Below are 25,986 nucleotides of genomic sequence, written 5' to 3' on the forward strand. Positions count from 1 at the left end.
CCCTATTCGTACAACGTGTCCATGTCCGCCGCTGCCAGCTCGATGAGAAAACCCGATATCCGGGCGACCACGGCCTCGAAGAAGTGCTCTCCCCGCTCCGGAGTCGCATGAGCGGGATTCCCGGTTCCGGTGTCCCTGGACACGCGAGTCCAGGGGCGCGGCGCCCAGACCCAGCGCTCGCGCAGTCCCGCAATCGAGGGTTTCCTCTGACTCCCATCGCCAGCCTCGGAGAGCGGTAACACCAGATCCGGCGCGATGTGCTGCATCACGCTCGTCTCGAGCTCGCCGGCGTGATCGCCGGGCTCGTCGAAGTACGGCGCCGGATCGACGCATGTGTACCAGTTGAGCGAGCAGAGGAAGACTTCGGTTGTGGGCTGCAACTCGCGGATCATCTGCTTGAAGTCGTTGCCGCCATGTCCGTTGAGGACGACGAGCTTGTGTATCCCCTGCCCTTCGAGCGCGCTCACGAGATCGCCCAGCAATGCGGCCTGGGTGCTCGGATTCATGTTGAGGCAGAGCTCGATGTCGAGCTGCCCGGTGTTGACACCGAACGGGACGGTCGGCAACACGATGACCTTCGCGCCCGCTTCCCACGCGCGCCGAGCCGACTCGGCGGCGACTGCATCACACTCCATCACGTCGGTAGCGTATGGCAGATGGTAGTTGTGGGCTTCGGTCGCGCCCCACGGAAGCACGGCAACATCGTACTCGGTGGACGAGACGGCCTTCCAGTTGGTCTCGGCGAGAATGTATGGACGAGGCATTCTGGAAGTTATATGCGGCGCGGAGGATGCTCTAGCAGGAGTGACCAGCGTCGCGAGCGAGACTGGTCGCGCGCGCAACAAAACCGTCGACATCGTCCTCGCTGGTCTGGAACGAACACACCAGTCTCAGCTCCGACATCGCTTCGTTCCAGACGTGCAAAGAAGCGGCTTGGCTCAACGGCGCAATCACGCGCTCGGGGACGATGACAAATACTTCGTTCGCCTCGACTTTCTGCGTGACTTTGATGCTCGGGATCGACGCCAGCCCGTCGCTCAGGCGTCGAGCCATCGCATTCGCATGGCGTGCATTGCGAAGCCACAGGTCGTTCGTGAGAAGTGCGGTGAACTGGACCGACATGTAGCGCAGCTTGGATGCCATCTGCATTGCCTGCTTGCGACGCAGCGTGAAATCACGTGCAAGATGCTCGTTCATGAACACGATCGCCTCGGCGCAGAACGCACCGTTCTTCGTTCCGCCGAATGAGAGCACGTCGACTCCGCACCCCGTGGATACTTCGCGCAGCGAGAGATCGAGCGCCGCCGCGGCGTTCGCGATGCGCGCGCCGTCCATGTGCACGTACATTCCGTTCTCGTGAGCGATGTGAGCAATCGCGCTCACCTCGTCCGGCCTGTAGATCGTTCCGTACTCAGTGGCCTGAGTCAATGACACGACGCCCGGCCTCGCTCCGGCATGTCCGTCCTGATGCGGTATCGCTGCAGCGACACCATCCGCGGTGATCTTTCCATCGGGCGCATGAATCGGGAGAATTCTGGAGCCCGTCATGCGCTCCACCGCTCCCCACTCGCTGGTATGAATGTGCGCAGTATCACTGCACAGTATCGCTTCATACGGACGTATGCAGCTCTCGATGGAGAGAACGTTCGCGCCCGTTCCGGTGAACACGAAAAAAGGTTGCGCCGTCGCGCCGAACTCCCGCCTGATCAGTGCCTCGGCTTCCTGCGTATATGGATCCCCACCGTACGCCGGCACGGGGCCGTTGTTGGCGCGAACCACGGCGTCCATGACGTCTGGATGCGCGGGCGCCCAGTTGTCGCTGGCGAAGTTGGGAAGTGTTTTCGTTTCTTGCATGGCTGAAGTGTGGACAGGTAGAGCACCACCGTCAAGCTCCAGCACGTCCCACGTCTCAATGGAAATCGTGAGATCCGTACACCAGCTGTTCGACCTTCAGCTCCCGGAATCTGCGCCCCACTACGTTCGTGACTCCACCGTCCCGCTCGAACCACCCCTCGACCACGATGAAGCGCGCGTATTTCACGATATCGTTGTAGCGATCGACGAGCTTTGGTGAGACGATCACGTTGACGAAACCCCACTCGTCTTCGAGCAGGATGAAGATGGTGCCCTTTGCACTGCCAGGTCTCTGACGCACGGTTACGAGACCGGCGATCACGACGCGCTGTCCATCGCGCAAATCCTGCATGTCACGACTTGCAACGACACCAGCCTTGCAGAGACGCTCGCGCACGTGCTCCATGGGATGACCTGTCACGCATATCCCCGTAGCCTGATAATCCAGGAATATCAGCTCCCGCTCGTCGAGCTCCCGGGGATCGTAGCGAAAGCGATGCGCGGGTGCCAGCGGGAGGTTGTCGCCAACCGCGCGCAACGCCTCCCATGCCGCACGCCTGCGATCCGACTCCCACGCACCAAAGGCAGCAGCGCGCGCAAGCTGCAGCGACTCGGCGCGTGTGAGCGCGACACGCTCGACGACGTCGGCGATGGAAGTAAATGGTGACAGAACCTGAGCCGCTTCCAATCTGTCGAGTGTGCGATCACCTACACCTCGGATGTGCCGCCAGCCAATGCGCAATGCCGGTTGCTCCGACATCGGCGCAACCTCCGTAGTGCATATCCGCCTGCCGTCACGCAGGCAGGGTGGTCTCACTTCCACGCCGTGCCTGCGCGCTTCGTGAATGATCGTCGCATTGGGATAGAATCCCATCGGCTGCGCGTTCAGAAGACCCAGGTAGAAGTCGGTTGCGTAGTGACATTTGAGATACGCGGTGGCATAAGCAATGAGCGCAAAGCTCCACGCGTGTGATTCCGGAAATCCATAATTCGCGAAGGTCGACAGGTCGCGGCTGATCTGTTCCGCCACTTCGCGCGTTACCGGCGGATCCGGAGCTGGATTGTTCACCATGCGCTCCGTCAGCTCGGCGAGCACGTTCTCGAGTCGCGTCTTCTTGCGAATGTTTCCCATCGTCCGGCGCAGACGATCGGCTTCGGGCGGAGTGAACCCTCCGAGCACCGACGAAATCGCCATCGCCTGCTCCTGAAAGATCGGGATCCCGTACGTCCTCCGAAGGATTGGCTCCAGAGCCGGATGCGCGTAGCCAGGCATTTCGAGTCCCCTCCGCCGGCGTGTGTATGGATGCACGAATTCACCTTGGATCGGGCCGGGACGAATCAACGATATCTGTACGACAATGTCGTACATGGTCTGCGGACGCGTATTGAGAATCGAGGCGATCTGTGCTCTGCTCTCGATCTGGAAAGTGCCAACGGTCTCACCACTCGAGATCATGTCGAACGTCGGCGCGTCGTTCTGCGGCAGCTCGTACAACTCGAGCCGCCTGCCGCTCCGCGTCTCGATCGAATCGAATGCGCGTCGCACCAGAGCGAGCGCGCCCAGGCCGAGGAAGTCGAACTTCGGACTGCCGATGTAATCCAGATCATCCTTGTCGAATTGAATGATCGTGCGTCCCATGCTCGTATGCTCGATCGGCAGGTAATCGCCGAGCAGATCCCTGGAAAGCACGAAACCGCCCACGTGCGTCGAGCGCATGCGCGGCAGTCCTTCGAACGCCGACATCGCTGTCAGGATCGCGAGTCCTCGCGGACAGGTCAGATCGACACCGAATTGCGCGGCAAGTGCTTCCTGGACCCTGGTCGCTCCTGCTTCAGGATCGAAGCGATGCAGCCGCTTCGACAGCTCGAGCCCAAGCTCGACCGGGTATCCCAGCGCGCGCATTGCATCGAGTATTGCATTCGGTGCACGATATGTCTGAACCGTGCAGGTGATCGCGGAGTGCTCGCGATGATACTTGCCATACACATAGTTGAGCACTTCTTCACGACGGTCGTGCTCGATGTCGAGATCTATGTCTGGCGCTTCGGTGTACTCGCCACTGGGCCCCGGCACCCGTGCCTCGGAGAGGAATCGCTCGAACAGCAGACCGTTCAGAATCGGATCGACCGCAGTCACGCCGAGACAGTACGCGACCGCTGAGCTTGCCGCACTTCCGCGACCTTGGCAGAGGATATTCCTGCTGCGCGCAAATCGTACGGCATCCCACATCACGAGGAAGAATCCAGCGAAGCCAAGCCTGCGGATCACCCCCAGCTCGTGGTCCAACTGCGCGCGCTGTTTGTCGCTCAGTGCCGCGCCCCAACGTATCGTTGCGCCTTCGTACACCTTCACTCGCAGATACTCGTCTGCATCTGCGTCATCGGGAATTGGAAACGCCGGCAATGGTGGTCTGAGCCAGCGCACCGAGAAATCACACTCCGATGCGATGCGCTCGCTCTCCTCGATTCCGCCTTCCAGTCCGGTCCACATCTCGAGCATCGTGTCGGGCGATTTGAGATGCCATTCACCATTCGGATGCAGCAAGCCGCGCTCCGCGGCGCGATCGAGATCGAGACCCGCACGCAACGCGGTGAGCATGTCATGAATGAGCCTGCTGTTGTCACCCAGATAGCGCGGGTCGTTGCAGACTACCCATGGAGTAGCCGCCGTCGTTGCAAGATCAACTAACGCACCGGCGAGAGCACTCTCGTCACCACATCCGCGATGACGTTGCACCTCCACCGCGATTCTGCCGTTGAAAACTTCCCGCCATTCATGAAGAGTCCGTTCGGCTTCATCCCTCCGACCCTCGCCCACGAGATGCGCAAGCGCGCCGGACGCAGGGCCCGTCAACAGATGCAATCCTCCCGCATGCTCCGCCACGTACGACCACGGCACACTCGGCATTCCGCGCATGCGCTGCCGGTTGGTTGGCGACCAGCTAGCGATCGCTCCGACTCGCGCATGAGTAATGAGCGATGCGAGGTTGCGACAGCCGTCGATGTCGCGAGCAAGAAACGCCATCGGCTTTCCATCGACGCGCAGCTCGGTGCCGGCGATGAGCTTGATACCACGCTCGTCGGCCGCTACTTTCGCTCGCACGACGCCTCCAAGGTCCGCCGTGTCCGTGATGCCTATTGCCTCGTATCCGAGCCTGGCCGCACGCGATACCAGTGCCTCCGGCGTGACCGCTCCGTCGCCGAACGAGAACGCGGTATGCGCACGCAGCTCCACGTAAGACATCAATCCCACCAGCCGTGCAGGTACCACGCGCCATTGCGTCTGTCGCAATACAACCAGACCAGGCCACTCTCCTCCACGACACAGCGGAAGTAGTCGCGCGCGTAAGCATCGTCCCAGCGGCCACCCGAGACCCGATCCGGACCGGCCGCCTCGACTATGTCGTACGTCTTTCCTTCATCACGATACGTACGCGGAATCTCATCGCCGCGTCGCCTGAATGTCGTAACCGAGATGCGCCGCGGCTCGGGCAGGAGCTGCAGCGTGAGGGCCGACTCGCCGCTGCGTGACAGGGACGCCGCGTAAACGTGTGCTCGCTCCATCACGCGCGTGGCCGATACCGACGTCCACGCGGTACGGCGATCCAGCAACGGATGCACGCTGTTCTCCGGCTCGACAGCAACAGCGCCCTGATCGTCCATCAACTGTCCCAGCGCTTCCTCGGCGGCCGACTCGCTACCGAAGCCACGATCGAATATGTCGCCCTGCCGTCCTCCAGTTCCCGACGTCGAGTCCACGCGCAGCGTGATGCCGGTCACTGCATCGGGGAACACGACGCGCTCGATCTCCAGGCGCACGAGACGCATCCACGCAGTCTGGCTCGCGGTTGCACGTGCGGCGCGTATCGGATGATCTATCGTCGTACGGTTCGCGAGCGCGAAGCTGATGGTCACAGCGACGGCCCCCTCGCCGCGCGACTTGAGCGCCTCGCACACGTTGCCGAACAGCGCGTTGATGACGAACACCAGACGCTCCGCGCGGCGTATCGCGTAATCGGTCCATTCGAGCGAGGCTTCGGGCAACGCACGCGGCATCGATCCGAAGATGCGGCGCGCGTCATCGGCACGTGCGAGCCGCCAGAGCCGCACTCCCTCGGCGCCGAGTCGCACTTCGACCTCTTCCTGGGAGAGACGCGCAAGATCGCGGCACAGCTCGATGCCGGTTCCGTCGAGCAGATTGGCGAGCTTGCGATCGGGATTGAGAACCGAGATGGGGAACGGCGCAAGGAAATCGCGATCGTACCCATCACGCACGTACGTGACCGATTGCGGCGAGTGGCGAGCCGCGACTTCAGCGGCGACCGCGGTCGACGCGACCCCGCACTTCACGCTGCTGTCTATCGCATTGTGCGCGGTGAATGCGTTGCGCACGCGCTCCGTCGTCTCGCGCACCGGCAATCCGCGCAGATCGGCCCACACGAGATCGCCATCGGACAGCACGCGTGGCACGATCGTGAGGAGCGGCGCGTGCAGCGTGGCGGGCTGCGATGCGAGCCACGCGAGGTTGTGCAGGCAGAGGAATGACATTGACAGGATCGCTATACGGTCATAATCTTATGACCATGGACATATCGAGGTGACCATGCCCGCCAGGAAGACCAGAACGACTGCCAAGCCAGCAAAGGCGAGAGCGAAACGTGTTGCAGGAACAGCAGTGCATCCATATGGAACGCGGGACGAGACGTGGATCTCGGCCAGTGAATTCAAGGCGCGATGCCTGGAGCTCATGGATACCGTGAATGACAGACACGACCAAATCGTCATCACCAAGCACGGGGTACCTGTCGCGAAGCTCGTTCCGTTCGAGGAAAAGCGCGTCGGGCTGGTCGGCTCCATGCGCGGCACCGTGCTGTCGTACGGCGACCTCATTTCGCCCATCGACGTGAAGTGGGATGTCGATGAGTAAGGCGACCGATCTACCGCTGTTGCTGGATACCCATGTGTGGATATGGGCAGCGGAACAGCGAGAGGACGAACTATCAGCACGAATGCTCAGGCTCATCGACTCTGCGAGCCAGCGTGGCCTCGTGCTCATATCAGCCATCTCCATCTGGGAGATCGCGATGCTCGCCGAGCGTGGCCGGATCGTTCTGTCCGTCGATTCGCTGCAATGGATCGAAACGGCCGCAAGCGTTCCCGGCGTGCGAGTCATCGAGCTGACACCACGCATCGCTGTCGGGAGCGCGCATCTGCCTGGTAATCCGCACGCTGATCCAGCCGATCGCATTCTGATGGCGACAGCCCGTGACGCTGGGGCACGGCTCGTGACACGTGACAGACGCATTCTGCAATACGCCGAATCCACGCGCGCACTCGCAGTGCTGGACGCCAGTGAGTAACGACGGGAACCCGTCATCACCGCTTCCCGCGCCGGTCAGGTAGATCCACCGACAGCGCCAGCCGCAGCTCATCCCTCCGTACTGCCAGCACCACACGTGCTCTGCGATTCCATCCGAGCGACGATATCCGTACATCCAGTGTCGCTGCATCCACCACCGCCGCATCGCCGTGCGGATCCCGGCGCCACACGTAACCATGCGGGCGAATTGTCGATGACGCGCGCAGTGCCGATGTAGTTGCGCTCGACGTGAGCGCGATGCACGCGCTGCCGCTCTCGTGCGCTGCGCGTGAAAGTCGCACGTTCTCGGTTCCTTCCGGATCGGCGCCTGCCAGCACGACCACCGCGAATCCGCCCGATCGCAACAGAGCCTCCGCCGCACGCAGGGCGTGAAGCCGGCTCCCTGGGCGTAGCAGCACGGGTCCCGCATCCCAGAAGGCACCCGCCATGGTGCCACTACCATCGATCCATACGGCTCGCTCGCCGCCAGCGACGGCGGAGCGGCACGCCGAGCGCAGGACGGCTGTTGCGCCACCACCTGGAGTCCAGACGGACAGCCGTCCGCGCGGGAATCCTCCGCTCGGAAAGATCCGATCCAGCTCGCCGATCCCGGTTGCCACAACCTCGGTCCGGTGACGCTCGAGCGGTGCGGCGTCCGGAAATTTGAGATCGAGCAACTCACGTAGATCGCGTAATGCGGATGCGGTGGCCATATCCTCAACTACAGATGTTTATCAAAACGATGTCTGGGAGGCTAGAATATACCGAACAAACACCGAATGCAAGACCGAGTCCGGTGGCGCCGGAAGGCCGAAGAAACGGGCCCCGACGCGCCTGCCGGAGGGGTGACCGGGCGCTAAGTTGATGGCTGGCCGTACGCAACGGCGTCGGACCTGGCGACCAACACACGAATGATTCTCGTTACAGCAATCGCGGCGTTGTTCGTCGCGCCCGTCACTGCCACACCAACTCCAGTCGTACCAGCTCCAGTCACGCCGCCCAGGACTGCAGCGGCGCCGGCCATCACCTATAACGGTCGCGCGCGTCAGCTTCGCGTTGCGCCGCCGAGGCTGGATGGAGACGTCACGATGGACGGCAAGCTGGACGAGCCGCAGTGGCAACAGGCGGCGCGACTCACCGGCTTCTCGCAATTCGCGCCATCGGATGGTGTGCCCGCGGCTGATTCGACGGAAATCCTGGTGTGGTATTCGCCGACCGCGATCTACTTCGGCGTGCGCGCGTATGAATCGCACGAGACCGTGCATCCGAATCTCTCGGATCGCGATCACATAGACGCAGAAGATCGCATCGAGTTTCTGCTGAGCACGTTCAACGACGGCCGTCAGGCCTTCGTCTTCCAGGTGAATCCGCTCGGCAGCCAGGCCGACGGAACGCTGGTCGAAAGTGGCGCTTCCAACAACACCGCCGGCCTCGGCACTACCAACAACACATCCACTGGCCGCGCGCTGCCGGATCTCAGCGCGAATTTCATCTGGCAATCGCAGGGTCGTGTGACGCCGTACGGTTACGAAGTGGAAGTGCGCATTCCATTCAAGAGCATTCGTTATCAGGCAACCGCGACGCAGGACTGGGGCTTCAACGTAACGCGTCACGTGAAGCATTCCGGATACGACGATTCATGGGCGCCCGCGAGCCGATCGGCTGCATCGTTTCTGGGACAGTCGGGAACGCTCACCGGACTCACCGATCTGCATCGCGGCACCGTGCTGGAATTCAATCCGGAGATCACGCAGACCGTGAGCGGGACGCAGCGCGTTGCGGGATATGGCTACACACTCGATCACACGAACATCGGCGCGAATCTGCGCTGGGGTGTGACCAACAATCTCACGTTGAACGCGACGGCCAAGCCCGACTTCTCGCAGGTGGAGGCAGATGCCAATCAGTTGTCGTACGATCCGCGACAGGCGTTGTTCTATCCCGAGCGGCGTCCGTTCTTCCTGGACGGCATCGAGCAATTCACCGTGCCGAGCAATCTGATATACACCAGACAGATCGTGCAGCCGACCGCGGCTGGCAAGCTCACTGGCAAGCTTGCCGGGATGAACGTTGCGTTCCTGAGCGCATTCGACGATCCGAGCACTTCTGTCACTGGAAGCAACCATCCTGCATTCGCCATCGCACGAGCGCAGCGAGATCTCGGCAGCGACTCGCGCATCGGCCTGCTCTATACGGATCGCGAGGACGGTCAGAATTACAATCGTGTCGCCGGCGCGGACACGAGGCTGGTGTTCGGCAAGATATACACGGTGAGCGCGCAGTTGGCGGGGAGCGAGACTCAGCTGGCTGGCAGGAGTTTCGCTGGTCCGTTATGGAATCTCGCGTTCGATCGCAACGGCCGCACATTCGGCCTCAACTACTCGATCAGAGCGATCGATCCGGATTTCGAGACGCAGAGCGGATTCATCAGTCACAACAACATCGCCAACATCAACCTGTCGCATCGTGTGTCGCTCCTTGGAAAGCCGGGCGCACTGGTGGAGAATTTCTCCGGCGTGCTGGGAGTGATCGGAGAGTGGCAGTACCGCCGACTGCTCGGCGGAGACGACTTCCAGAACAGGAAGCTTCACTTCGACTTCTCGGCCACGTTGCGCGGCGGATGGCAGCTTGGCGCAAGTGTGTACAGTGAGGTGTTCGGCTACGACCCATCGATCTACACGAATTATCGCGTAGTGCTTCCGGGTGCTACCGGATTGGACACCGTGCAGTTCGTGGGACGGAAGCGGATTCCGAATCAGGATTACGTGGTAAGTGTTGGCACACCGCAGGGCGCGCATCTGTCGGGCAACATCTCGTTCATCTTCGGGCAGGACGAGAATTTTTACGAGTGGCAGCAGGCCGAGATCTATTTCGTCAATGCTTCGATATCGTGGCGTCCCACGACTCAGCTGCGCGTCGACGGCACTTATGCGCTGCAGAAGTACAACAGGCGCACGAACGGATCGACGGTAGCCGAGCGACAGATTCCGTATGTGAAGGCAGAATATCAGATCACGCCCGCCGTGTTCGTGCGGCTCGTGACGGAGTACGATACGCAGAAGCAGGATGCACTGCGCGACGATCGCAATGGCGGCGCGCCGATTCTACTGTACGATCCATCGAGCGGGACGTATTCGCCGGCGTCGGCGAGTACTACGAACCGGATGCACCTGCAGGGATTGTTCTCGTATCAACCGATACCCGGCACGGTGTTCTTCCTGGGATACGGAGCGTTGCTGAACGAGCCGCGTGGGTTGCGGTTCAACGATTACAACCGACTGAATGACGGGTTCTTTGTGAAGTTGAGCTGGTTGTTCAGGGCGCGATGAGAAGAGTGTCGCGGGTGCCCCTCAGCTGAAGGCGCCCGCCCGCTCAACCCGCCGTCCCATTCACACCATGGGACGTTCGTGAATGATGGACCAGGACACACCAAACCGATCTCGAAGCTGACTGAAGCGAGTGGCGTAGAATGTCTCCGCCATCGGCATGTAAACCTCGCCGCCATCGGCAAGAACCTTGTGTATCCGTTCCGCCTCTTCAGACGAATCGACGGAGAGGTACATGTACACGCTATGAATCTTCTCGAAGATGGCGGACGGAACATCGTTTCCAATCAGTACTGTGCCACCGATGTCCATCCGTGCATGAATGATCGCATTGCCGGCTCCAGCAGGCGCGCCTGGTGCCTGGCTCTGATTCATCATCATCGTAATCTTCCCGCCAAGATGCTGCTCGTAGAAACGAAATGCCTCTTCGCAATTCCCGGGGAAGTTCAGTTGCGTATGCAGCTTCATGAATATTCTTTCGGAAAATAAGGTTTCGCTGGAGGCGGGATCAGGAAGTCGGGCGCGGCTCTACTGAACCGCCTCCGACTTCCGCAGCATCCATCGGTACAGCCACGCGACCGTTGCAACGAACACGACCAGCCCAAGCAACCGCGCTGGTGCAAAGCTCTCCGATACGAGCGCGATCGGGGCTTCCTTCGTGAGCCCTACGATGAGTCCGGCATTGACCACTCCCCACACACTCTCACCGACGATCAGTCCGGATGCAACGAGCGTAGCAAGCCGCTGAGCGCGCTCGGGATTCGACAGCGAGCGCGTGCGCCCTTCGTACCAGCGGGAGAGAACGGCGCCTACGATCACGGCAAATGTTGCCGACATCGGGAGATATATTCCGATTCCAACGGCGAGAGGTGGGATGCGCAACTTCTTCATCGCGCCGAGTGTGGTGTCGAGCAGAATCAGGCCGACGCCGACGAGTGCGCCGATACCGAGCATCGTCCATTCCAGACTTCCGCCGATCACACCCTGAGCGAGTGCTGCAATCAGGGTTGCCTGTGGCGCGGGCAACGGATTTGCCGCAATCACGTGGGCGTTCGGGGCACCCGCAAATCCATATGCCTTGGCCAGCAGGTTCAACACGAACGGAATCACGGAGGCGCCCGCTGCGACTCCGACTACCAGCGCGATCTGCTGGCGCATCGGTGATGCACCGACGAGCTGGCCGGTTTTGAGATCCTGCAGGTTGTCATTTGAAATTGTCGCGCACGCAAATACGATCGCCGTGACGAACAGCGCAAATGCAACCAGCGCGTGACGCGTATCCGCCGTCGGTGATACGACGAGCGTGACCAGCGACGCACAGATCACGATCGACAGGATGCCAATGCCGGAGATCGGACTGTTCGATGCGCCGATGAGTCCAGCCATGTAGCCGCAGACTCCTGCGATTATGAAGCCGACGATCAGCACGAATGGCACGGCGACCAGTGTCAGTGCCAACGCACTGGGTGCGAGTACTGTCGATTTCGCAAAGGCGAACGAGAGCCAGGCCGTGATCGCGAGGCAGACGGCGGTCAGTATGAAGATCCATTTGGGCGCGAGATCGCGGTCGCGGTCGTCTGCCGTGGTGGCGGCGCGGGCCGCGGCCAGTGTGCTGACCAGTCCACCAACCACCGGCTTGGCGAGCATGAGAAGCGTATAGATCGCGGCGACACCAATGGTGCCGGCTCCGATGAATCGCACCTGCGTGCTCCAGATCGCCGTGGTGTGCGCAGCCAGTGTCTGGCCGACCGTCGCCGGCTGCATCGACGTGAGAATCGGCACCGCGATGACCCACGAGATTATCTGACCGACGAGCATCGCCATTCCGACGGACAGTCCAACCAGCTGACCGGCACCGAGCAACGCGAGCGACCATGCGATGTCGTAGCCCGTCGACGCGGTCGCTCCGAGTCGAATGACGCCGGCGAATTCGCCAGCGATGATACGCGTTCCGCTTACAATGGCAAGACCGGCCGACGCGACCGAGCCGAGCATGACAGCGGTGAGCCCTTCCCTTGCCTCACCGGTATCGTCCTTCGTGTCACCGCGCGTGCCCGATCCAACCTTCAGGACTTCGGCGGCAGCGACGCCTTCGGGGTACGGCAGGTCGGAGTTCGTCACCAGCGCGCGACGTAGCGGGATGGTGAATACCACACCGAGCACGCCACCACTCAGGCAGATGAAGAAAGATTCCCAGAACGGGAACCGAGTCCACCACCCGACGATCACCAGTGCTGGCAGGACGAAGATGATCGCCGAGAGCGTACCGGCCGCCGATGCGACAGTCTGAACGATGTTGTTCTCGAGGATCGTCGAGTCCTTCACCGCGCTCAGCAGCGCCATGGAGATCACCGCCGCCGGTATCGACGAGGCGAAGGTGAGACCCACCTTGAGGCCGAGGTACACATTGGCCGTCGTGAAGATGGTCGTGATGAGGGCGCCGAGAATCAGCCCGCGTATCGTCAGCTCTTTTGGTTTCACCGGCTAAAACTTACGCCGAAACGGGCGGGTGGGGAGAGCCGCAGGCGGGCCAGCGGGCGGGCCACCGGGTGCTAACGCGTATCGGCTCCGGGACGCTTCTTGATAAAGACGTGGGTCGCGCGCTCGCCAGCGATGCTTTCCGTACACTCATAACCCAGAGCGCGCGCGTCGATTCCGTTCCAGAGATTCTCACCCGATCCGAGCAGCACCGGCCTGACAGCGAGGTGCATGTCATCGACCAGTCCGGCAGTCAGAAATTGCCGCACCGTCGATACACCCCCGCCGAGACGGATGTCGAGGCCACCAGCTGCGGCAGTCGCCTGTTCCAGCGCTGCGTGGATACCGCCGGTGACAAAGTGAAACACCGTGCCGCCGGCCATTTCGAGTGGCGGCCGCGGATGATGCGTCAGCACGAAGACGGGAGTGTGGTACGGCGGCTCGTCGCCCCACCATCCTTTCCAGCTGTAATCAGGCCACGGTCCGCGCACGGGACCGAACATGTTGCGTCCAAGAATCCAGGCACCGATTCCCTCAAAACTTCGCTCGGCGATCCCGTTATCGATTCCCGTTTCACCATCGCCCTGACCGTGCATCTTCCGCCACGCGCGCGTGGAAAAGAACCACTCCATCAACTCGGGACCTCTGACGCCGAGCGGGTTCTGGAGATCCTGATCGGGACCGGCGCCGTAACCGTCAGTGGAAATTGCGAAACTCAGGACACGGAGCTTGGACATTGTGATCCTCATTGATTGGCCAGGCTGACAAACTAGCTGATGCGAACGCGACAACCAACCCCGTTCACTGTGTCCTTGCGAAACACGCACGGCGCGGATTCCCACTCCATTTCACACGAGCCCGGAATGACATCATGATACCGGCGACGCCGCGCCGTGATTCCTTTCCGGTGCTTCTACGCCCAGCAGATTGTGAACGAAGAAGTCGAAGCGCTTGAGCTCACCGTAAGTGCCGCCCGATCCATGACCAGCGCCCGGTATGACCAGCAAGTCGAAGTACTTCTTCGCCTTTATCAACGCATTGACGACCTGCATCGTCGTCGAAGGATCCACGTTGGGATCCATCTCACCAACGACGAGCAGCAGCTTACCCTGCAATCTGTACGCGTTGTCCACGTTGGACGACGCCGCGTACTGCGGACCGATCGGCCATCCCATCCATTGCTCGTTCCACCAAATCTTGTCCATCCGGTTGTCGTGCGCGCCCGCAGCAGAAACGGCGGCCTTGTAGAACTCCGGATGAAAGAGCAATGCGCCGAGTGCGCTCTGACCGCCGGCTGAGGTTCCGTAAATGCCGACACGACTGATGTCGTAGTAGGGATACTTCGCGGCGACTGCCTTGTGCCAGAGAATGCGATCAGGGAAGCCAGCATCGGCAAGATCTTTCCACGCGACATCGTGGAACGCCTTGGATCGATTCGACGTACCCATGCCATCGATCTGCACAACGATGAAGCCGAGCTCAGCCTGGGCTTGCATGCTGGCCTGAGTACTGAACGTCTTTGGAACGAAGGAGTCCTGCGGTCCGGCGTAGATGTTCTCGATGACGGGATACTTCTTTTTCGGATCGAAGTTGGTGGGACGGATGATGACGCCCCAGATGTCTGTCTTGCCGTCACGACCCTTGGCAGTGAACACTTCCGGCGGACGCCAACCGGTGGCGAGCAGCGCGCTGGCGTCGGCGTGCTCCACATTCATTATCACTTGGAGATCGCTGGTTCGGCGAAGCTGTAGAACGGGCGGTAGATCCACGCGCGACCACAGATCGACGTAGTAGTTGTGATCGGGAGAAAAACTTACAGTGTGCATCGCGTCGGCGTCCGTGATCGCCGTGAGTCCGGATCCGTCGAAGTTGATGCGGTAGTGATGGATGAAGTACGGATCCTTGCCGGGATACATGCCGCTCGCGGCGAACCATATCTGCCGCTTCGCGTCATCGATCCAATCGACGCCGCGGACCACCCATGGTCCCTTAGTGATCTGGTTCTTCACTCGGCCCGTAACGCCGTCGTAGAGGTAAAGGTGATTCCATCCATCGCGCTCGGACATCCAGATGATTTCCTTTCCGTCATCGATGTCATGTCGGTACTTCTTTGCGGAGTACTCGAAGAAGGTGGGCGACTCTTCGTCCATGACTGCGCGTGTCGTGCCAGTGTTGGCATCGATCTCGATCACGCGATACGCCTGATGGCCACGCTGATTGTACTCGAACGTCACCGCCTGACTGTTGCGTCGCCAGGCGAGCGCCGTGACGTCGTATGCGTTGGGAAAGAGCGAGTTGTCGATGACGAACTGCCTGTGCGAAGCGAGATCGAAGAGTACCGGCTGATCGACGTCGAGCACGTCGCCCGGCTTGTTGTAGTAGAGCGTCGAGTCCTTCGGCTGGAGCTGATCGGTTGGCGAGGACAGCACGTAATGCACCATCCGCCGGTATCCGGGCCGCACGCGGTAGGCTGCGATCCGTCTGGAGTCCGGCGACCAGACGATTGACGACTGATCGTACGCATCGCCCTCTGATCCATCGGTGCTGAGCATGACCCCGCGCTCGGAGCCCACGGGGCGCACATACACGTTGAAGTTGCGTATGAGAGCTTCCTGCTTTCCGTCTGGCGAAATGTGCGGGAGCGTATCCGGGCGCGGCAGTCCGCCGAACAATCCGCCGCCATAGCTCCGCCGCTCCCGCTGCGTGCGTTCCCTGGGCGGCGCAACGGCGCAAACATAATTCGCCAGTGTGCAGCGCCAGCGTACCGCATCGGTGGGCGGTCCGAAGCGATCACGCGGTACGAATTCGATCGCGCTCTCGCCATCGGCGAACGAGAATGTCGTAAACGGAAGCGTGAGCGCGGTTATCGGCCGCTTGAGATCGCTGCTGAGAGTGGCCGCGAGCCGGGTCTGATCGAACGGAGAACGTCGCGCGAGGGTGGCTGCGTCGACGAGCACGAAGGTGTGGCCGCCGCGCACCGATTTATTGTAGGTGAAGCTGTCCCCATTCTGGAGCCATACCGGCGGATCGGCGTCGTCCACAACGAGTCCGTCGAGCCGTCGCGCCAATCCCTCGGCGCGTGCATAATCGGCCGCTGTTCCCTGCGCGGCGACAGTTACGGGGATCGTCGCAGCGACACTGCACGATAGAAGAACGACCGTCATGGCGCGCTGCACACGAGCTGCCCGTGCGGCCATCGGCGCCGGCTCTCTTACGGACTTCATGGTTCCCCTCGTTGTTGACGGCGCGGCGCCACATCGACGCGAGCGATTATGGGTTACTGGTCGGGAGGGGATATAATATCCAATCTTGACGACCGCAAGATCACCAGATCATTACATCATAGACAGGATAATTACGTCGGGGCTCAACGAGTCGCGGATAATATTCGTTACTCGCCCTCCACTCATGCGATACAAACAGGCTACCCAACAGGCGTTCGCCATTGGCATGATCGGCCTCGGAATCGTCGGTCTCGTCTACGGCGATTTCGCGACAGTATGGCACGACGCGCCAGCCTCATTGCCAGGTCGCGAGATACTCGCGTACGCGTCGGCGACGCTCATGCTGGTGTGCGGCATCGGTTTGCTCTCGAAGCGCACCGAAGTGTTGGCGGCACGCGTGCTTGTGCCATACTGGGCGCTCGTAGTACTGTTGCTCGAGATTCCGCTGGTCATCAGAGCTCCGCTCGTTGAAATGACCTGGTTGAACACGGCGATGATCACCGTCGTCTTCACAGGCGCATGGGTGCTGACCGCTGCGGATACGCGCGCGCTTCGCATCGCCCAGCTCGTATTCGGGGCCGCCCTGATTCCGATCGGCCTTTCGCACTTCGTCTACGTCGACCTGACCGCGCCCCTCGTTCCCGCCTGGCTTCCCTTCCACACCGGCTGGGCCTACCTCACCGGAGCTGCGCATATCGCAGCCGGACTTGGCGTGCTTCTCGGGATTTATCCGCGGCTCGCGGCGGCAATGGAGGCAGCGATGCTGAGCGCATTCACCGGTCTGGTCTGGATTCCGGCGATCATCGCCACGCCAAGGACGCAGAACGTGTGGTCAGAGTTCACCATCTCCTGGGCGATCAGCGCGGGCGCGTGGGTGGTTGCGGCGAGCATCGCGAACAAGAATCCGGCGACGTCCCAGCAGTCGCCGGAACCGATAGTTCGCCGGCCAGCAGCTTAGCGCGTTGCCATGAACCTATAGATGTTTTTGCGATGGAGACGGGCGCAGCCGAACCTGAAACATCACCGGCCAATATTTTCCGGTGAGAAGAAGCTGCTTTCCATCCGGCGCAAGCGCGATTCCGTTCATGACTTCAGCGTACGCCGGACGGTCCGGATACAGATCCGCAAAGTCGATCGTCTCCCGCACGTCGCCGGTTGCCGGATCGATTCGGAGCACCCAGTTGGACTGGTACACGTTGGCGAACAGCTCGCCGTTGACGTACTCCAACTCGTTGATCTGATACAGCGGCGCACCATTGTCGCGTACATGCACGACTCGTTGCACCTGAAACGTTTCCGGTGACAGCACACGCAGCGAATCGGAGCCATCGCTCATGATCAGCGACGTTCCGTCGGCTGCGAGTCCCCACCCTTCACCGGGATAGTTGAACGAATCGCGTGGAGCGAGTGTGGCGGCATCGTACGTGTACGCCACACCGGCCTTCCATGTGAGCTGATACAGGCGACCCTTGAGCAGCGCGAGCCCTTCGCCAAACCGATTTGCTGCAAGCGGCCTCGACGCCAGCACTCTGCCCGATTTGAGATCGACTCGTCGCACGTCGGAGCGGCCGTTGAGTCCGGTGCTCTCGAAGAGCACGCCGTCGGCGTAGAGAAGCCCCTGCGTGTAGGCGAAAGAATCGTGCGGGAAGCGCGCCGTCACTTCGTAACGCGCTGGCTGGTGACTCTCAGTGCCGCGGCATCCTGCACCCATTAGTATCGTCACGGCTACGATCAGCGACGTAGGGCACGTACGGTTTGTGCGCATAGGAGAAAATACTCCGTTGCCTCGCTGCAACATCCCGAATCACTCCCAGCGGAAAACGCGTGTTGAAATGGCGGTGTACGCGGCGAACAGAACGAGCAGCGCCGCGACGTTCACCCAGTGTGCGCCCCAACCGGATCCATCCCACACGCCCTGCAGCAGTGCCACCGCGTGCGTCGTCGGGAACAGATACGCCAACCCGCGGAGTGCGCGCGGGAATCTATCCAGTGGATAGAAGAGCCCCGACAACGCGAGCATGGGATAGAGTACCGCCGCGCTGATCGGCTGCGCGAACCGCGCCGTAGGCACCAGGCTGGCGAGGACGAATCCAAGAGAGAGGATGCTGAACGTGCCAAGCACGACGGCTGCGGTGAAGCTGAATACGTTTACGCGCATCACGCCCGGGAAAAGTCGCCGGCCGGCGAGCATGAGCAACGCGAGACTGACCACCGTGAACACAAGCTTCACAGTTACCTGCGCACCCATGATCGTCACCGGCGACAGTGGCGTGGAGCGAAGGCGTTTGAGGATACCACCTTCCCTGTATATGGATATGATCGCAACGAGCGACTGCACCGCGCTGATCGCGATCAATATCGCCGCGAGGATCGCCACGTTGAATGGGATATCGACCCCCGGTGTGGCCATCGGTTTGCCGATGCCTAAGGCGCGTCCCAATACCACGAAAACCAGCAGCGGCACCAATAGCGCGCCGACGAACCCCATTGGTTCGCGCATGAAGATCTTGGTCTCGAGCCAGGTGAGCTTCCAGAATCCCCGCAGCGGTCCGCGTGGCATCGTCAGTCCCTGATCCCGTGACCGGTCAGCTTGAGGAACACATCCTCGAGCGTCGGGATCTCGGTGCGGAAACCACGCACGCGAATACCTTCGCGCGCGATGACGTTGATCACTCCGGTCACGAAGTCGTCACCGGCGCCGCGAAGCGTGTACGTCACTCCATTGCGCTCGATCGCGCCAAGGCCCTGCATGCGTTCGATGACATCTGCATCATCGCTCGTGAAGACGGCAGTCCGTTCCGGGCAGTGCTTCTGTACCAGCTCGGCGGGCGTGCCCAACTCGATGATGCATCCGTGCTCGATGATCGCGACGCGATCGCAGAGTCGCTCGGCCTCTTCCATCAGGTGAGTCGTGAGGAACACCGTCGTGCCACGGTCTCTGATCCCGGTTACCAGGGCCCATATCGCACGACGCGCCTGTGGATCGAGTCCGGTGGTGAGCTCATCGAGGAACACGACCTCGGGTTCATGAATGAGCGCCAGCGCGATGAAGAGCCGCTGCTTCTGTCCACCGGAGAGAGTCATGAACCATGAGTCGCGCTTTGCTGCGAGACCAAGGCGGTCGAGGAGTGCGTCGGTATCCACCACACGGGGATACAGCGACGCCCAGAGGTCCACCGCCTCCCACACCTTGATCCGCTTCTGGAGCTGCGCTTCCTGGTGCTGCACGCCGATCCGCTGCCGGAGAGTGTTGGCGTCGCGCTGTGGATCGAGGCCGAGTACCGAAATGGTCCCGGCGTCGGGAACGCGATTGCCCTCCACGCACTCCATCGTGGTCGTCTTGCCGGCGCCGTTCGGACCAATGAGCCCGAAGATCTCGCCTTCGAACACTTCCAGCGAGACGTCTCTCACTGCGATAGTGCGGCCGTAACGCTTACCCAGTCTCGAGACGGAAATGACGGGAATCACGTTGGATCTTGCATCGTCCGTGTCAGTCGCGCTGCTACGTCATCCATCTGTCGCCTGCGTAGCCTGGCCCAGCGCGGGAGTCGTAGCGCGCCGAGGGCGGTGGGCGAGATGCCGACTTCGCGAGCAATGTCCTGGAGGTCATCGAGCGTCAGTCCGTCAGCGCGACCGCCTGGCAGTGTGCGCGAGTCGGAGCCTTCCGCGGCCGCACGGAAGATCGCCGCGACCTCGTCTTCATCGTAGTGGCGGTCCGGCATGGTGATTCAGATCCTCCAGTGAGGCCTCTCTGCCCGTGACACCGAGCCCATATAATCAAGCATCGGGGTTGCGCGGCGTCCACAGTGAAGGCCGCGCGAGTGCGGGCGAGGGGTCGGCACCAGGCATGACTCGACTGAGACGGGCTCGCAGGCGACGCCGGCGGAGGCGTTGCTGGAGCGCGGCGCGGGGCACTACGTTGTCATCCCCAGGATTGCTTGCACGGATTTCGCATGCGCTTGTGTACGGAATCATTCTCTGTCCCGTATCAGATATCTCATGAGCTCAATTCCAGCAGTCACGGCTGCCGGTGCATCCAGCGACGAACCGGCGACGTTCGTCGCCAACACACTCTCGGCGTCGTTGACCGTCAATGTCATTGAGACCAGCCTCGCGTGGTATCGCGACGTGCTCGGCTTCACGGTTGCACAGACACACGAGCGTGACGGAAAGATGTTCGCCGTGTCGCTCAGAGCGGGGCCGGTGGCCATCCTGCTGACGCAGGACAACGGCGCCAGGGGATCGGACCGGGTCAAGGGCGCCGGAATGTCGTTGCGGCTGACGACGTCCCAGAACATCGACGAGCTGGCGACGCGAGTGCGGGAGCGTGGCGGCATACTGGAGACGGAGCCGGTGGATATGAGGGGCGTGCGCGTGTTTCGGTTGGTCGATCCGGATGGATTCAAGCTGGTGATATCGTCGGAACCGGCGTAGCTGGTACGCTTCATCAGGGACAAGCAAATGCCATCCTCTACCGACCGCATCGAAGAGTCCGTCGTCCTTTCCGCCCCGCGCGCACGCGTCTGGCGCGCGCTCACTGACGTCCGCGAGTTCACGCAATGGTTCGGCGTCGAGCTCACCGCGGCTTTTGAACCCGGCGCTGTCATCAACGGACACGTTACGAATGTGGGTTACGAGCATGTCACGATGACGATCTGGGTCGAAGCAATCGAGCCGCAGCACGCATTCTCCTTTCGCTGGCATCCGAACGCAATCGACATGTCGGCCGACTATTCTACCGAACCGACCACGCTCGTCGTATTCACGATCGATGAAGTGCCCGAAGGTACTCTGCTCGTCGTAGTAGAATCAGGTTTCGACGCGTTGCCAGAGTCGCGGCGGACGCCTGCGTTCACCAGCAACAGCAAGGGCTGGGAGGCGCAGATGCGGCGGATCGCGAAGTATCTCGCGGAGAATTCCGGTCCGTCAGTCGTATGATGCTAGTGCGACACGTTCGGATTTTTCACCGCGCGATCCGAACGAGTCACACATTGTTCACTACGACTGTGGCTCCAGCAACAGCGGGTGTACCTTACGCAAGCCAGCCGCTCCTCGTCGCCTTGCTCGCGAGCAGTGCCAGCACCAACGCTACCACCAGCACGACACATTGCAGAACGACCGCCGTCGATCCAGCCTGCGACATCGCGCCGCTCATGCCGAACAGCGATACGTCCTGAAGGATCACGCCGAGCAGTGACAGAACCAGCAGTGGATACGCCCACCGCTTGCCGACGATCAAACCGATGCATCCAAGCGCACCAGCGCACACAGCAATACCCGTCGCAGCGATCGACCATGCAGGACGGGCTGCATACATAGCCTGCTGCGCGGCGCTCAGCTTCGCGACATCTGCTGGAGTGAGGCGGAGATCCATGACAAACGCGGCGACACCGATCAAGTTCCAGATCAGTGCAACAATACCAACGGGCTTGAGCCACTTCGGTGTTGCAGTCATATCGATCCCCCTGGGTGTGAGTGCGTCGATGACTTCCTGCGGTCCAACCGTAAGGAGCTACGCGGGCACCTGAGCGACGTTCCATTCCAGCGCTCTCGCCATCGCTCGCGCATTCTCGAAGCGACCGGCGGGGTCCTTGGTGAGCGCTCGCATGAGTATGGCGTCGAGCTCCGGCGGAATGTCCGCAACGTGGGTCGATGGCGCGGGCGGCGTCTCGTACAGATGCGCCGCAAGCATCTGCATCGAATTCCGTCCGGCGAACGGTGAGCGACCGGTGACGAGAAAGTATCCGAGTGCGCCGAGGCTGTAGATATCCGACGATGCGCTGATCTCGTTCGGATCACCGCACTGCTCGGGGCTCATGAATTCCGGTGTTCCGACGATCATTCCGGCCTGCGTCAGAGTCGCGCCCATCGCACCGGCGCTCCCAGTGCCGCGCGCAGTGACCAGACCAAAGTCGAGCAGCTTCGCGACGTCCGGCATTCCGCCGCGATTGCCCAGTATCACGTTGCTCGGCTTGATGTCGCGATGCACGAGTCCGCGATCGTGCGCTTCGGCGAGCGCGCCGCAGAGCTGCATCAGAACGTGAACGGCGCGCGATACGTGCATTGGACCGTCGCGCTCGACGATCTTCTCGAGCGTCTCGCCGTCGAGCAATTCCATGACACAGTAGAACGTACCGTCCTCGGAGCGGCCATAGTCGAAGAGTTGCACAGTGTTGGGATGTGTGAGCTGCGCCGTCGCCTGAGCTTCGCGCTCGAAGCGAGCGAGCGCATCGGGACTGCCCGCCTGCTCGGCGCTGATCAGCTTGATCGCGACCGGGCGGCGCAACATCCGATGCTCGCCGCGAAAAACATCGCCCATGCCACCCGAACCAAGCTGCTCGCCGAGCGTGTATTGTCCAAGTTCGCGCGCTGCCGCCTCGCGACGCACCACGATCTCGTATCGATAAGACCCAAACCAGATGATGAGCCCTGTGAGCGTCAGCACAGTGACCTTGAATCCGAACACGATTGGCGCGATCGATATTGGAAGCATGCCTGTGACGAGCGCCCACACATCCGGCGCGAGCCCCGTCATCGCGAACAGCGCCACCGCAATCGCCGTTCGCCGCGCTGGGTTCGGAATGAGAACGCCATACGCGACCATCAGGAATACCGCAAAGCTCGCCGTCCCAAGCGCGATGTCGATCGGCGCCTTCGAATACACGTCCTGCAGCGTCGAGTAGTCAAAGATGTTGAGCGCAAGAAAAAGTCCTGCGCCGAAGGTGAAGATGATCGCTTCGTAGAGACGTAGCCTGCCGAGTGGCCGGGGCGAGCCGGGCCGAAGCAGCTGCGCTGCGATCACGAACAGGGCAGCTACAATTACATAGAGGTATGATGACCCCGCCGAGAGTGGTGCCGTTGCAGTGCGCGCGCGCATGATCGGCGAGAGTGTGCCAAAGATTGCGCCACCGGCGTTGTAAGCTGCGCATACCCAGGCAACTGCACGAAGTCGCCGCTGAAGCGTGGCGCGCAGCTCCTCACTGTTGCTGAAGTCGTCGCGGTGAGTGCCGGCGCGTCGGAAGCGGGCGGCGAGCTTGGGGGTCGGCATCGCCATAATGATGCACCCGAACCCGGTTTCCGGCGAGGAGTCACCCGCCGCTACAGGACCTATCCCTCAGGTAGTCGCAATCAGAAACGACTCTCCGCTCGACGGCCGCAGTCCGTCGGTGCGGCCGGCGAAGTAGCGTTGGGCAAGATCGGCCGCGGATACATGAGCGACCGACGCGAAGCCTGCGTCCCGGGCCATCGCCAGCATCTCCCGCGGAGTGAAGAAGCTGAGGAACGGCGTCCCCGAAGCCCGGGCGTTTTTCTGGACTTCCTTGTGCTGCTGCCGCTCCTCGCCTTCCGTGAGCTCCGCGGGCAGAAGAAACGTCATCGCCAGCGTCGAGCCAGCGGCGAGCGCCGCGAGTCGGCGCAGTGTGGCCGCGACCGCGTCTCTCGTCAGGTACATCGTGACGCCGGTGCATGCGACCACCGTCGGCAGGGTCGCATCGAAATCCGCATCATCCGCGAGCCGGTCCCACCAGTCATCGCCTGCCTCGAAGTCGACCGGCACCAATCGCAGCCAGTCTGGAATGCCGAAGCCAAGGTCGATCAGGCGCTGCCGCTTCCATGCCTGCGTCTCCGGCTGGTCGATCTCGAATATCCGTATGCGCGAGGTGATCCCCGGCCTGCGCTGCGCGAAGGTATCGAGTCCGGCGCCGAGTATGAGGTACTGTGTGACGCCGAGTGCGGCCTGTTCGGTGACAAGGTCATCGACGAAGCGAGCGCGGGCAACGATGCCTGCCCGGAACCCGCGCGTGCCTTGACGATCCATGTCGGGCCGGCTGCGCCAATTGTCGTCAGGCGCGACAAGCTCGAGACCGATGGTGTCTCTGATGACGTGTGGAGATGCATCGACCTCGACGTGCAGAGCGCGCCACAACGCGACGCGCACCGCCGAGCTGTCCGGAACCGCGGTCGGTTTTTCCTGCATAGTGAAAGGAAGCTAATCGCGTGACGTGGCGATCGAGCGTCACAGCCACCGACGTACGCGTGCCTGATAGCTTGTGTATTCGTTGCCGAAGAGCTTTGCGAGCGCGCGCTCCTCGGGTGCGATCTGGAAGCGGTCCATGTAGAATACAAAGGCAACCAGCCCGAGCAGCGCCCATGCCGAAGACAGGAATACCGCCCATGCACCCAGAATCCACGCAAGGCCGACGTACATGGGGTTGCGTGTGATTCGAAATACGCCCGAGCTGACCAGAGAAGATGCCCGCTCCGGTGTCGTGGGATTTACCGTCGTTCGCGCTCGACGAAACGCCCTGACGCCGGCAATGCTGAAGCCGATGCCAATCAACGCCATTACTGCAGCCGCAGTGAAGCGCAGCGTGTCGGGCAGATGGAGCAACGGCGCGAACCGGGATGTGCCCCACATCGCGACTGCGATGACTGCTGCAACCACCGGCGGTGGCACCTTTACTTCGAGTGATTTCATGGACGCGCTCGCGATGGGGTAGGATCGGTTCAAGCGCCAGATTGGACCGCTCGTCTCATCGGGCGAGCGCCGACCTGTTACGCTATGTGAAACCGATCGAGGTAGATGATGAGGCCAAAGATCGCCTGCACGGCACTCACAACGAGCCACGTGACAGCGGGACGATCGCGCCAGAGCCATCGTCCGAGCGCTACGATGATGACGCCCGTGACGATGAGAATGAGGAAGAAACCGAACACGTGGTGCGTGTATGCCATGCGGCTTCCGCCGATGGCGCTCGCGGCGAGCAAATGACCGAGCAAGCCAACTGCGAAAAGTGCGACAACGAGGCCGCGCCACAACGGGCTCATCGGACCCTTCATGCCGCTGGCAGCCGGAGCCTGGGACGGATTGGACATCACATCTCCTTTCGTGAGGGATCGGATCGGCGAATCTCCGCAAGATACCGATCGCGCAATGCGTGGGTGCGTCGCGTCTACACAGTCCTGCACCGCATAGCGAGCCAACCGGTCGCCACGGCCGTGTCCAGATCGGCGATCAGCAAGCCTTCCTTGCCGTACGGCTGCCACCCAAGCACTGTCCCGTCAGGATGCACTACTGCCGATGTCGTCGGCGATCCGCCGCTCGCGTAGTTGACGCTCGCGAAATAACAGCTGTTCTCCGCGGCGCGGCACAGCATCGCCTTCTCGTGAAACGTGTTCAGGGGATCAGCGAAGCTGGTGGGCTGATAGCCGCCCGGTTCGGCCTCGGCGAAATGCGGATGGAACACTATGTGCGCACCGCGCTGCGCGGGCCAACGCACCGTCTCCGGGTAGCGCCACCCCTCGTGGCAGATAGCCACGCCGAACTTCAGCGGACCAACCTGGAAGCACTCGCGCTGCGTACCCGGCGAGTAGAAACTCTCCTCTGACGGGTCCAGCTGCACCTTGTCCTGGAAACCGGCGATCGTTCCGTCTCGATCGATGACCAGCGCAGTCAGCCGCGGCGCGCCGTCGACCACGCGCTCGGTTCCAAGCACCACCGCGACGCCAGTATCTGCCGCTACTTTGGCAATCGATGACCACGCGCGCTCGAGGAAGGCGGCATCGATCGGTGGCACCATCCTGCCCGTCGCACGATAGCCCGGGACGTAGCACTCCGGAAAGCACACGATGAGCGCCCCCTCGACCGACGCCTGCTGGATAGCAGCATGGGCCAGCGCGACCGACTCATCGGGCGTGGCCGCGTACCGTAAGTTGGCGAGTGCAATTCTGACTGTACTCATTTCGG

25 protein-coding genes are annotated in these 25,986 nt (G+C 61.6%); 6 read left to right on the top strand and 19 right to left on the bottom strand.

Annotated elements, in window-relative coordinates:
- Positions 1-2: 2 nt before the first annotated feature.
- Genes V4529_06265 through V4529_06280 form a run of 4 tightly spaced genes read right to left on the bottom strand, consistent with a single transcriptional unit; the run spans position 3 to position 6,402 of the window.
- Complete coding sequence (locus tag V4529_06265) at positions 3-764, bottom strand: creatininase family protein (GenBank protein ID MES2357932.1); 762 nt, start codon at positions 762-764, stop codon at positions 3-5.
- Positions 765-795: 31 nt separating this feature from the next.
- The gene (locus V4529_06270) at positions 796-1,854 is read right to left on the bottom strand and encodes a beta-eliminating lyase-related protein (protein MES2357933.1); all 1,059 of its coding nucleotides are present in this window, start codon (positions 1,852-1,854) and stop codon (positions 796-798) included.
- Between the two features lie 55 nt (positions 1,855-1,909).
- On the bottom strand, positions 1,910-5,098 hold the full coding sequence (locus V4529_06275) for an error-prone DNA polymerase (protein MES2357934.1): 3,189 nt from the start codon (positions 5,096-5,098) through the stop codon (positions 1,910-1,912).
- A complete protein-coding gene (locus V4529_06280; GenBank protein MES2357935.1) occupies positions 5,098-6,402 on the bottom strand; it encodes a hypothetical protein in 1,305 nt (434 codons plus the stop codon). The genes V4529_06275 and V4529_06280 overlap by 1 nt, the downstream gene beginning before the upstream one ends.
- Before the next feature lie 55 nt (positions 6,403-6,457).
- Between V4529_06280 and V4529_06285 the strand changes: the two genes are divergently transcribed.
- Together V4529_06285 and V4529_06290 are read left to right on the top strand one after the other, a co-directional pair.
- Positions 6,458-6,781, top strand: a complete 324-nt coding sequence (locus tag V4529_06285) for a type II toxin-antitoxin system Phd/YefM family antitoxin (protein MES2357936.1) — start codon at positions 6,458-6,460, stop codon at positions 6,779-6,781.
- Entirely contained in the window at positions 6,774-7,214 is a 441-nt protein-coding gene (locus V4529_06290; protein MES2357937.1) for a type II toxin-antitoxin system VapC family toxin, read from the top strand. The genes V4529_06285 and V4529_06290 overlap by 8 nt, the downstream gene beginning before the upstream one ends.
- 16 nt (positions 7,215-7,230) lie before the next feature.
- Here the strand turns inward: V4529_06290 and V4529_06295 are convergent, their stop codons facing one another.
- Positions 7,231-7,926, bottom strand: a complete 696-nt coding sequence (locus V4529_06295) for a hypothetical protein (protein ID MES2357938.1) — start codon at positions 7,924-7,926, stop codon at positions 7,231-7,233.
- 198 nt (positions 7,927-8,124) lie between these two features.
- Between V4529_06295 and V4529_06300 the strand changes: the two genes are divergently transcribed.
- Complete coding sequence (locus V4529_06300; GenBank protein ID MES2357939.1) at positions 8,125-10,542, top strand: DUF5916 domain-containing protein; 2,418 nt, start codon at positions 8,125-8,127, stop codon at positions 10,540-10,542.
- A gap of 60 nt (positions 10,543-10,602) precedes the next feature.
- On the opposite strand, the gene V4529_06305 is transcribed toward V4529_06300, so the two are convergent.
- The 4 genes from V4529_06305 to V4529_06320 form a co-directional block, all read right to left on the bottom strand.
- Positions 10,603-11,007: a VOC family protein gene (locus V4529_06305; protein MES2357940.1), complete on the bottom strand. Its 405-nt coding sequence runs from the start codon at positions 11,005-11,007 to the stop codon at positions 10,603-10,605.
- Between the two features lie 60 nt (positions 11,008-11,067).
- Positions 11,068-13,020 carry an oligopeptide transporter, OPT family gene (locus V4529_06310; protein ID MES2357941.1) on the bottom strand — a complete coding sequence of 651 codons (1,953 nt, stop codon included), beginning with the start codon at positions 13,018-13,020 and terminating at the stop codon, positions 11,068-11,070.
- Positions 13,021-13,091: 71 nt separating this feature from the next.
- Positions 13,092-13,754, bottom strand: a complete 663-nt coding sequence (locus V4529_06315) for a dihydrofolate reductase family protein (protein MES2357942.1) — start codon at positions 13,752-13,754, stop codon at positions 13,092-13,094.
- Between the two features lie 132 nt (positions 13,755-13,886).
- Positions 13,887-16,241, bottom strand: coding sequence for a DPP IV N-terminal domain-containing protein (locus V4529_06320; GenBank protein ID MES2357943.1), 2,355 nt, complete (start codon positions 16,239-16,241; stop codon positions 13,887-13,889).
- Positions 16,242-16,326: 85 nt separating this feature from the next.
- On the opposite strand from V4529_06320, the gene V4529_06325 reads away from it, so the two are divergent.
- Positions 16,327-17,199, top strand: a complete 873-nt coding sequence (locus V4529_06325; protein MES2357944.1) for a DoxX family protein — start codon at positions 16,327-16,329, stop codon at positions 17,197-17,199.
- Positions 17,200-17,214: 15 nt separating this feature from the next.
- Here V4529_06325 and V4529_06330 read toward each other — a convergent pair whose 3' ends face one another.
- From V4529_06330 to V4529_06345, 4 genes are all read right to left on the bottom strand, one after another.
- Positions 17,215-17,964, bottom strand: a complete 750-nt coding sequence (locus V4529_06330) for a glutaminyl-peptide cyclotransferase (protein ID MES2357945.1) — start codon at positions 17,962-17,964, stop codon at positions 17,215-17,217.
- A gap of 81 nt (positions 17,965-18,045) precedes the next feature.
- Complete coding sequence (locus tag V4529_06335) at positions 18,046-18,801, bottom strand: ABC transporter permease (protein MES2357946.1); 756 nt, start codon at positions 18,799-18,801, stop codon at positions 18,046-18,048.
- A 2-nt stretch (positions 18,802-18,803) separates the two neighbouring features.
- Positions 18,804-19,706: an ABC transporter ATP-binding protein gene (locus V4529_06340; protein ID MES2357947.1), complete on the bottom strand. Its 903-nt coding sequence runs from the start codon at positions 19,704-19,706 to the stop codon at positions 18,804-18,806.
- The gene (locus V4529_06345) at positions 19,706-19,963 is read right to left on the bottom strand and encodes a hypothetical protein (protein MES2357948.1); all 258 of its coding nucleotides are present in this window, start codon (positions 19,961-19,963) and stop codon (positions 19,706-19,708) included. The genes V4529_06340 and V4529_06345 overlap by 1 nt, the downstream gene beginning before the upstream one ends.
- Before the next feature lie 277 nt (positions 19,964-20,240).
- Between V4529_06345 and V4529_06350 the strand changes: the two genes are divergently transcribed.
- Positions 20,241-20,675, top strand: coding sequence for a VOC family protein (locus V4529_06350; GenBank protein MES2357949.1), 435 nt, complete (start codon positions 20,241-20,243; stop codon positions 20,673-20,675).
- Positions 20,676-20,702: 27 nt separating this feature from the next.
- Positions 20,703-21,179 carry an SRPBCC family protein gene (locus tag V4529_06355; protein ID MES2357950.1) on the top strand — a complete coding sequence of 159 codons (477 nt, stop codon included), beginning with the start codon at positions 20,703-20,705 and terminating at the stop codon, positions 21,177-21,179.
- Positions 21,180-21,273: 94 nt separating this feature from the next.
- Here the strand turns inward: V4529_06355 and V4529_06360 are convergent, their stop codons facing one another.
- From V4529_06360 to V4529_06385, 6 genes are all read right to left on the bottom strand, one after another.
- Positions 21,274-21,696, bottom strand: coding sequence for a hypothetical protein (locus V4529_06360; GenBank protein ID MES2357951.1), 423 nt, complete (start codon positions 21,694-21,696; stop codon positions 21,274-21,276).
- A gap of 57 nt (positions 21,697-21,753) precedes the next feature.
- Complete coding sequence (locus V4529_06365) at positions 21,754-23,289, bottom strand: serine/threonine-protein kinase (protein MES2357952.1); 1,536 nt, start codon at positions 23,287-23,289, stop codon at positions 21,754-21,756.
- A gap of 66 nt (positions 23,290-23,355) precedes the next feature.
- Entirely contained in the window at positions 23,356-24,216 is an 861-nt protein-coding gene (locus V4529_06370) for a class I SAM-dependent methyltransferase (protein MES2357953.1), read from the bottom strand.
- A 39-nt stretch (positions 24,217-24,255) separates the two neighbouring features.
- Entirely contained in the window at positions 24,256-24,717 is a 462-nt protein-coding gene (locus V4529_06375; protein MES2357954.1) for an isoprenylcysteine carboxylmethyltransferase family protein, read from the bottom strand.
- 77 nt (positions 24,718-24,794) lie between these two features.
- The gene (locus V4529_06380; GenBank protein ID MES2357955.1) at positions 24,795-25,115 is read right to left on the bottom strand and encodes a hypothetical protein; all 321 of its coding nucleotides are present in this window, start codon (positions 25,113-25,115) and stop codon (positions 24,795-24,797) included.
- A gap of 77 nt (positions 25,116-25,192) precedes the next feature.
- The gene (locus V4529_06385; protein ID MES2357956.1) at positions 25,193-25,981 is read right to left on the bottom strand and encodes a carbon-nitrogen hydrolase family protein; all 789 of its coding nucleotides are present in this window, start codon (positions 25,979-25,981) and stop codon (positions 25,193-25,195) included.
- Between the last annotated feature and the right edge of the window lie 5 nt (positions 25,982-25,986).

The sequence above is a fragment of the Gemmatimonadota bacterium genome (assembly GCA_040388625.1).
In the GTDB taxonomy this organism is placed as follows: domain Bacteria; phylum Gemmatimonadota; class Gemmatimonadetes; order Gemmatimonadales; family Gemmatimonadaceae; genus Fen-1247.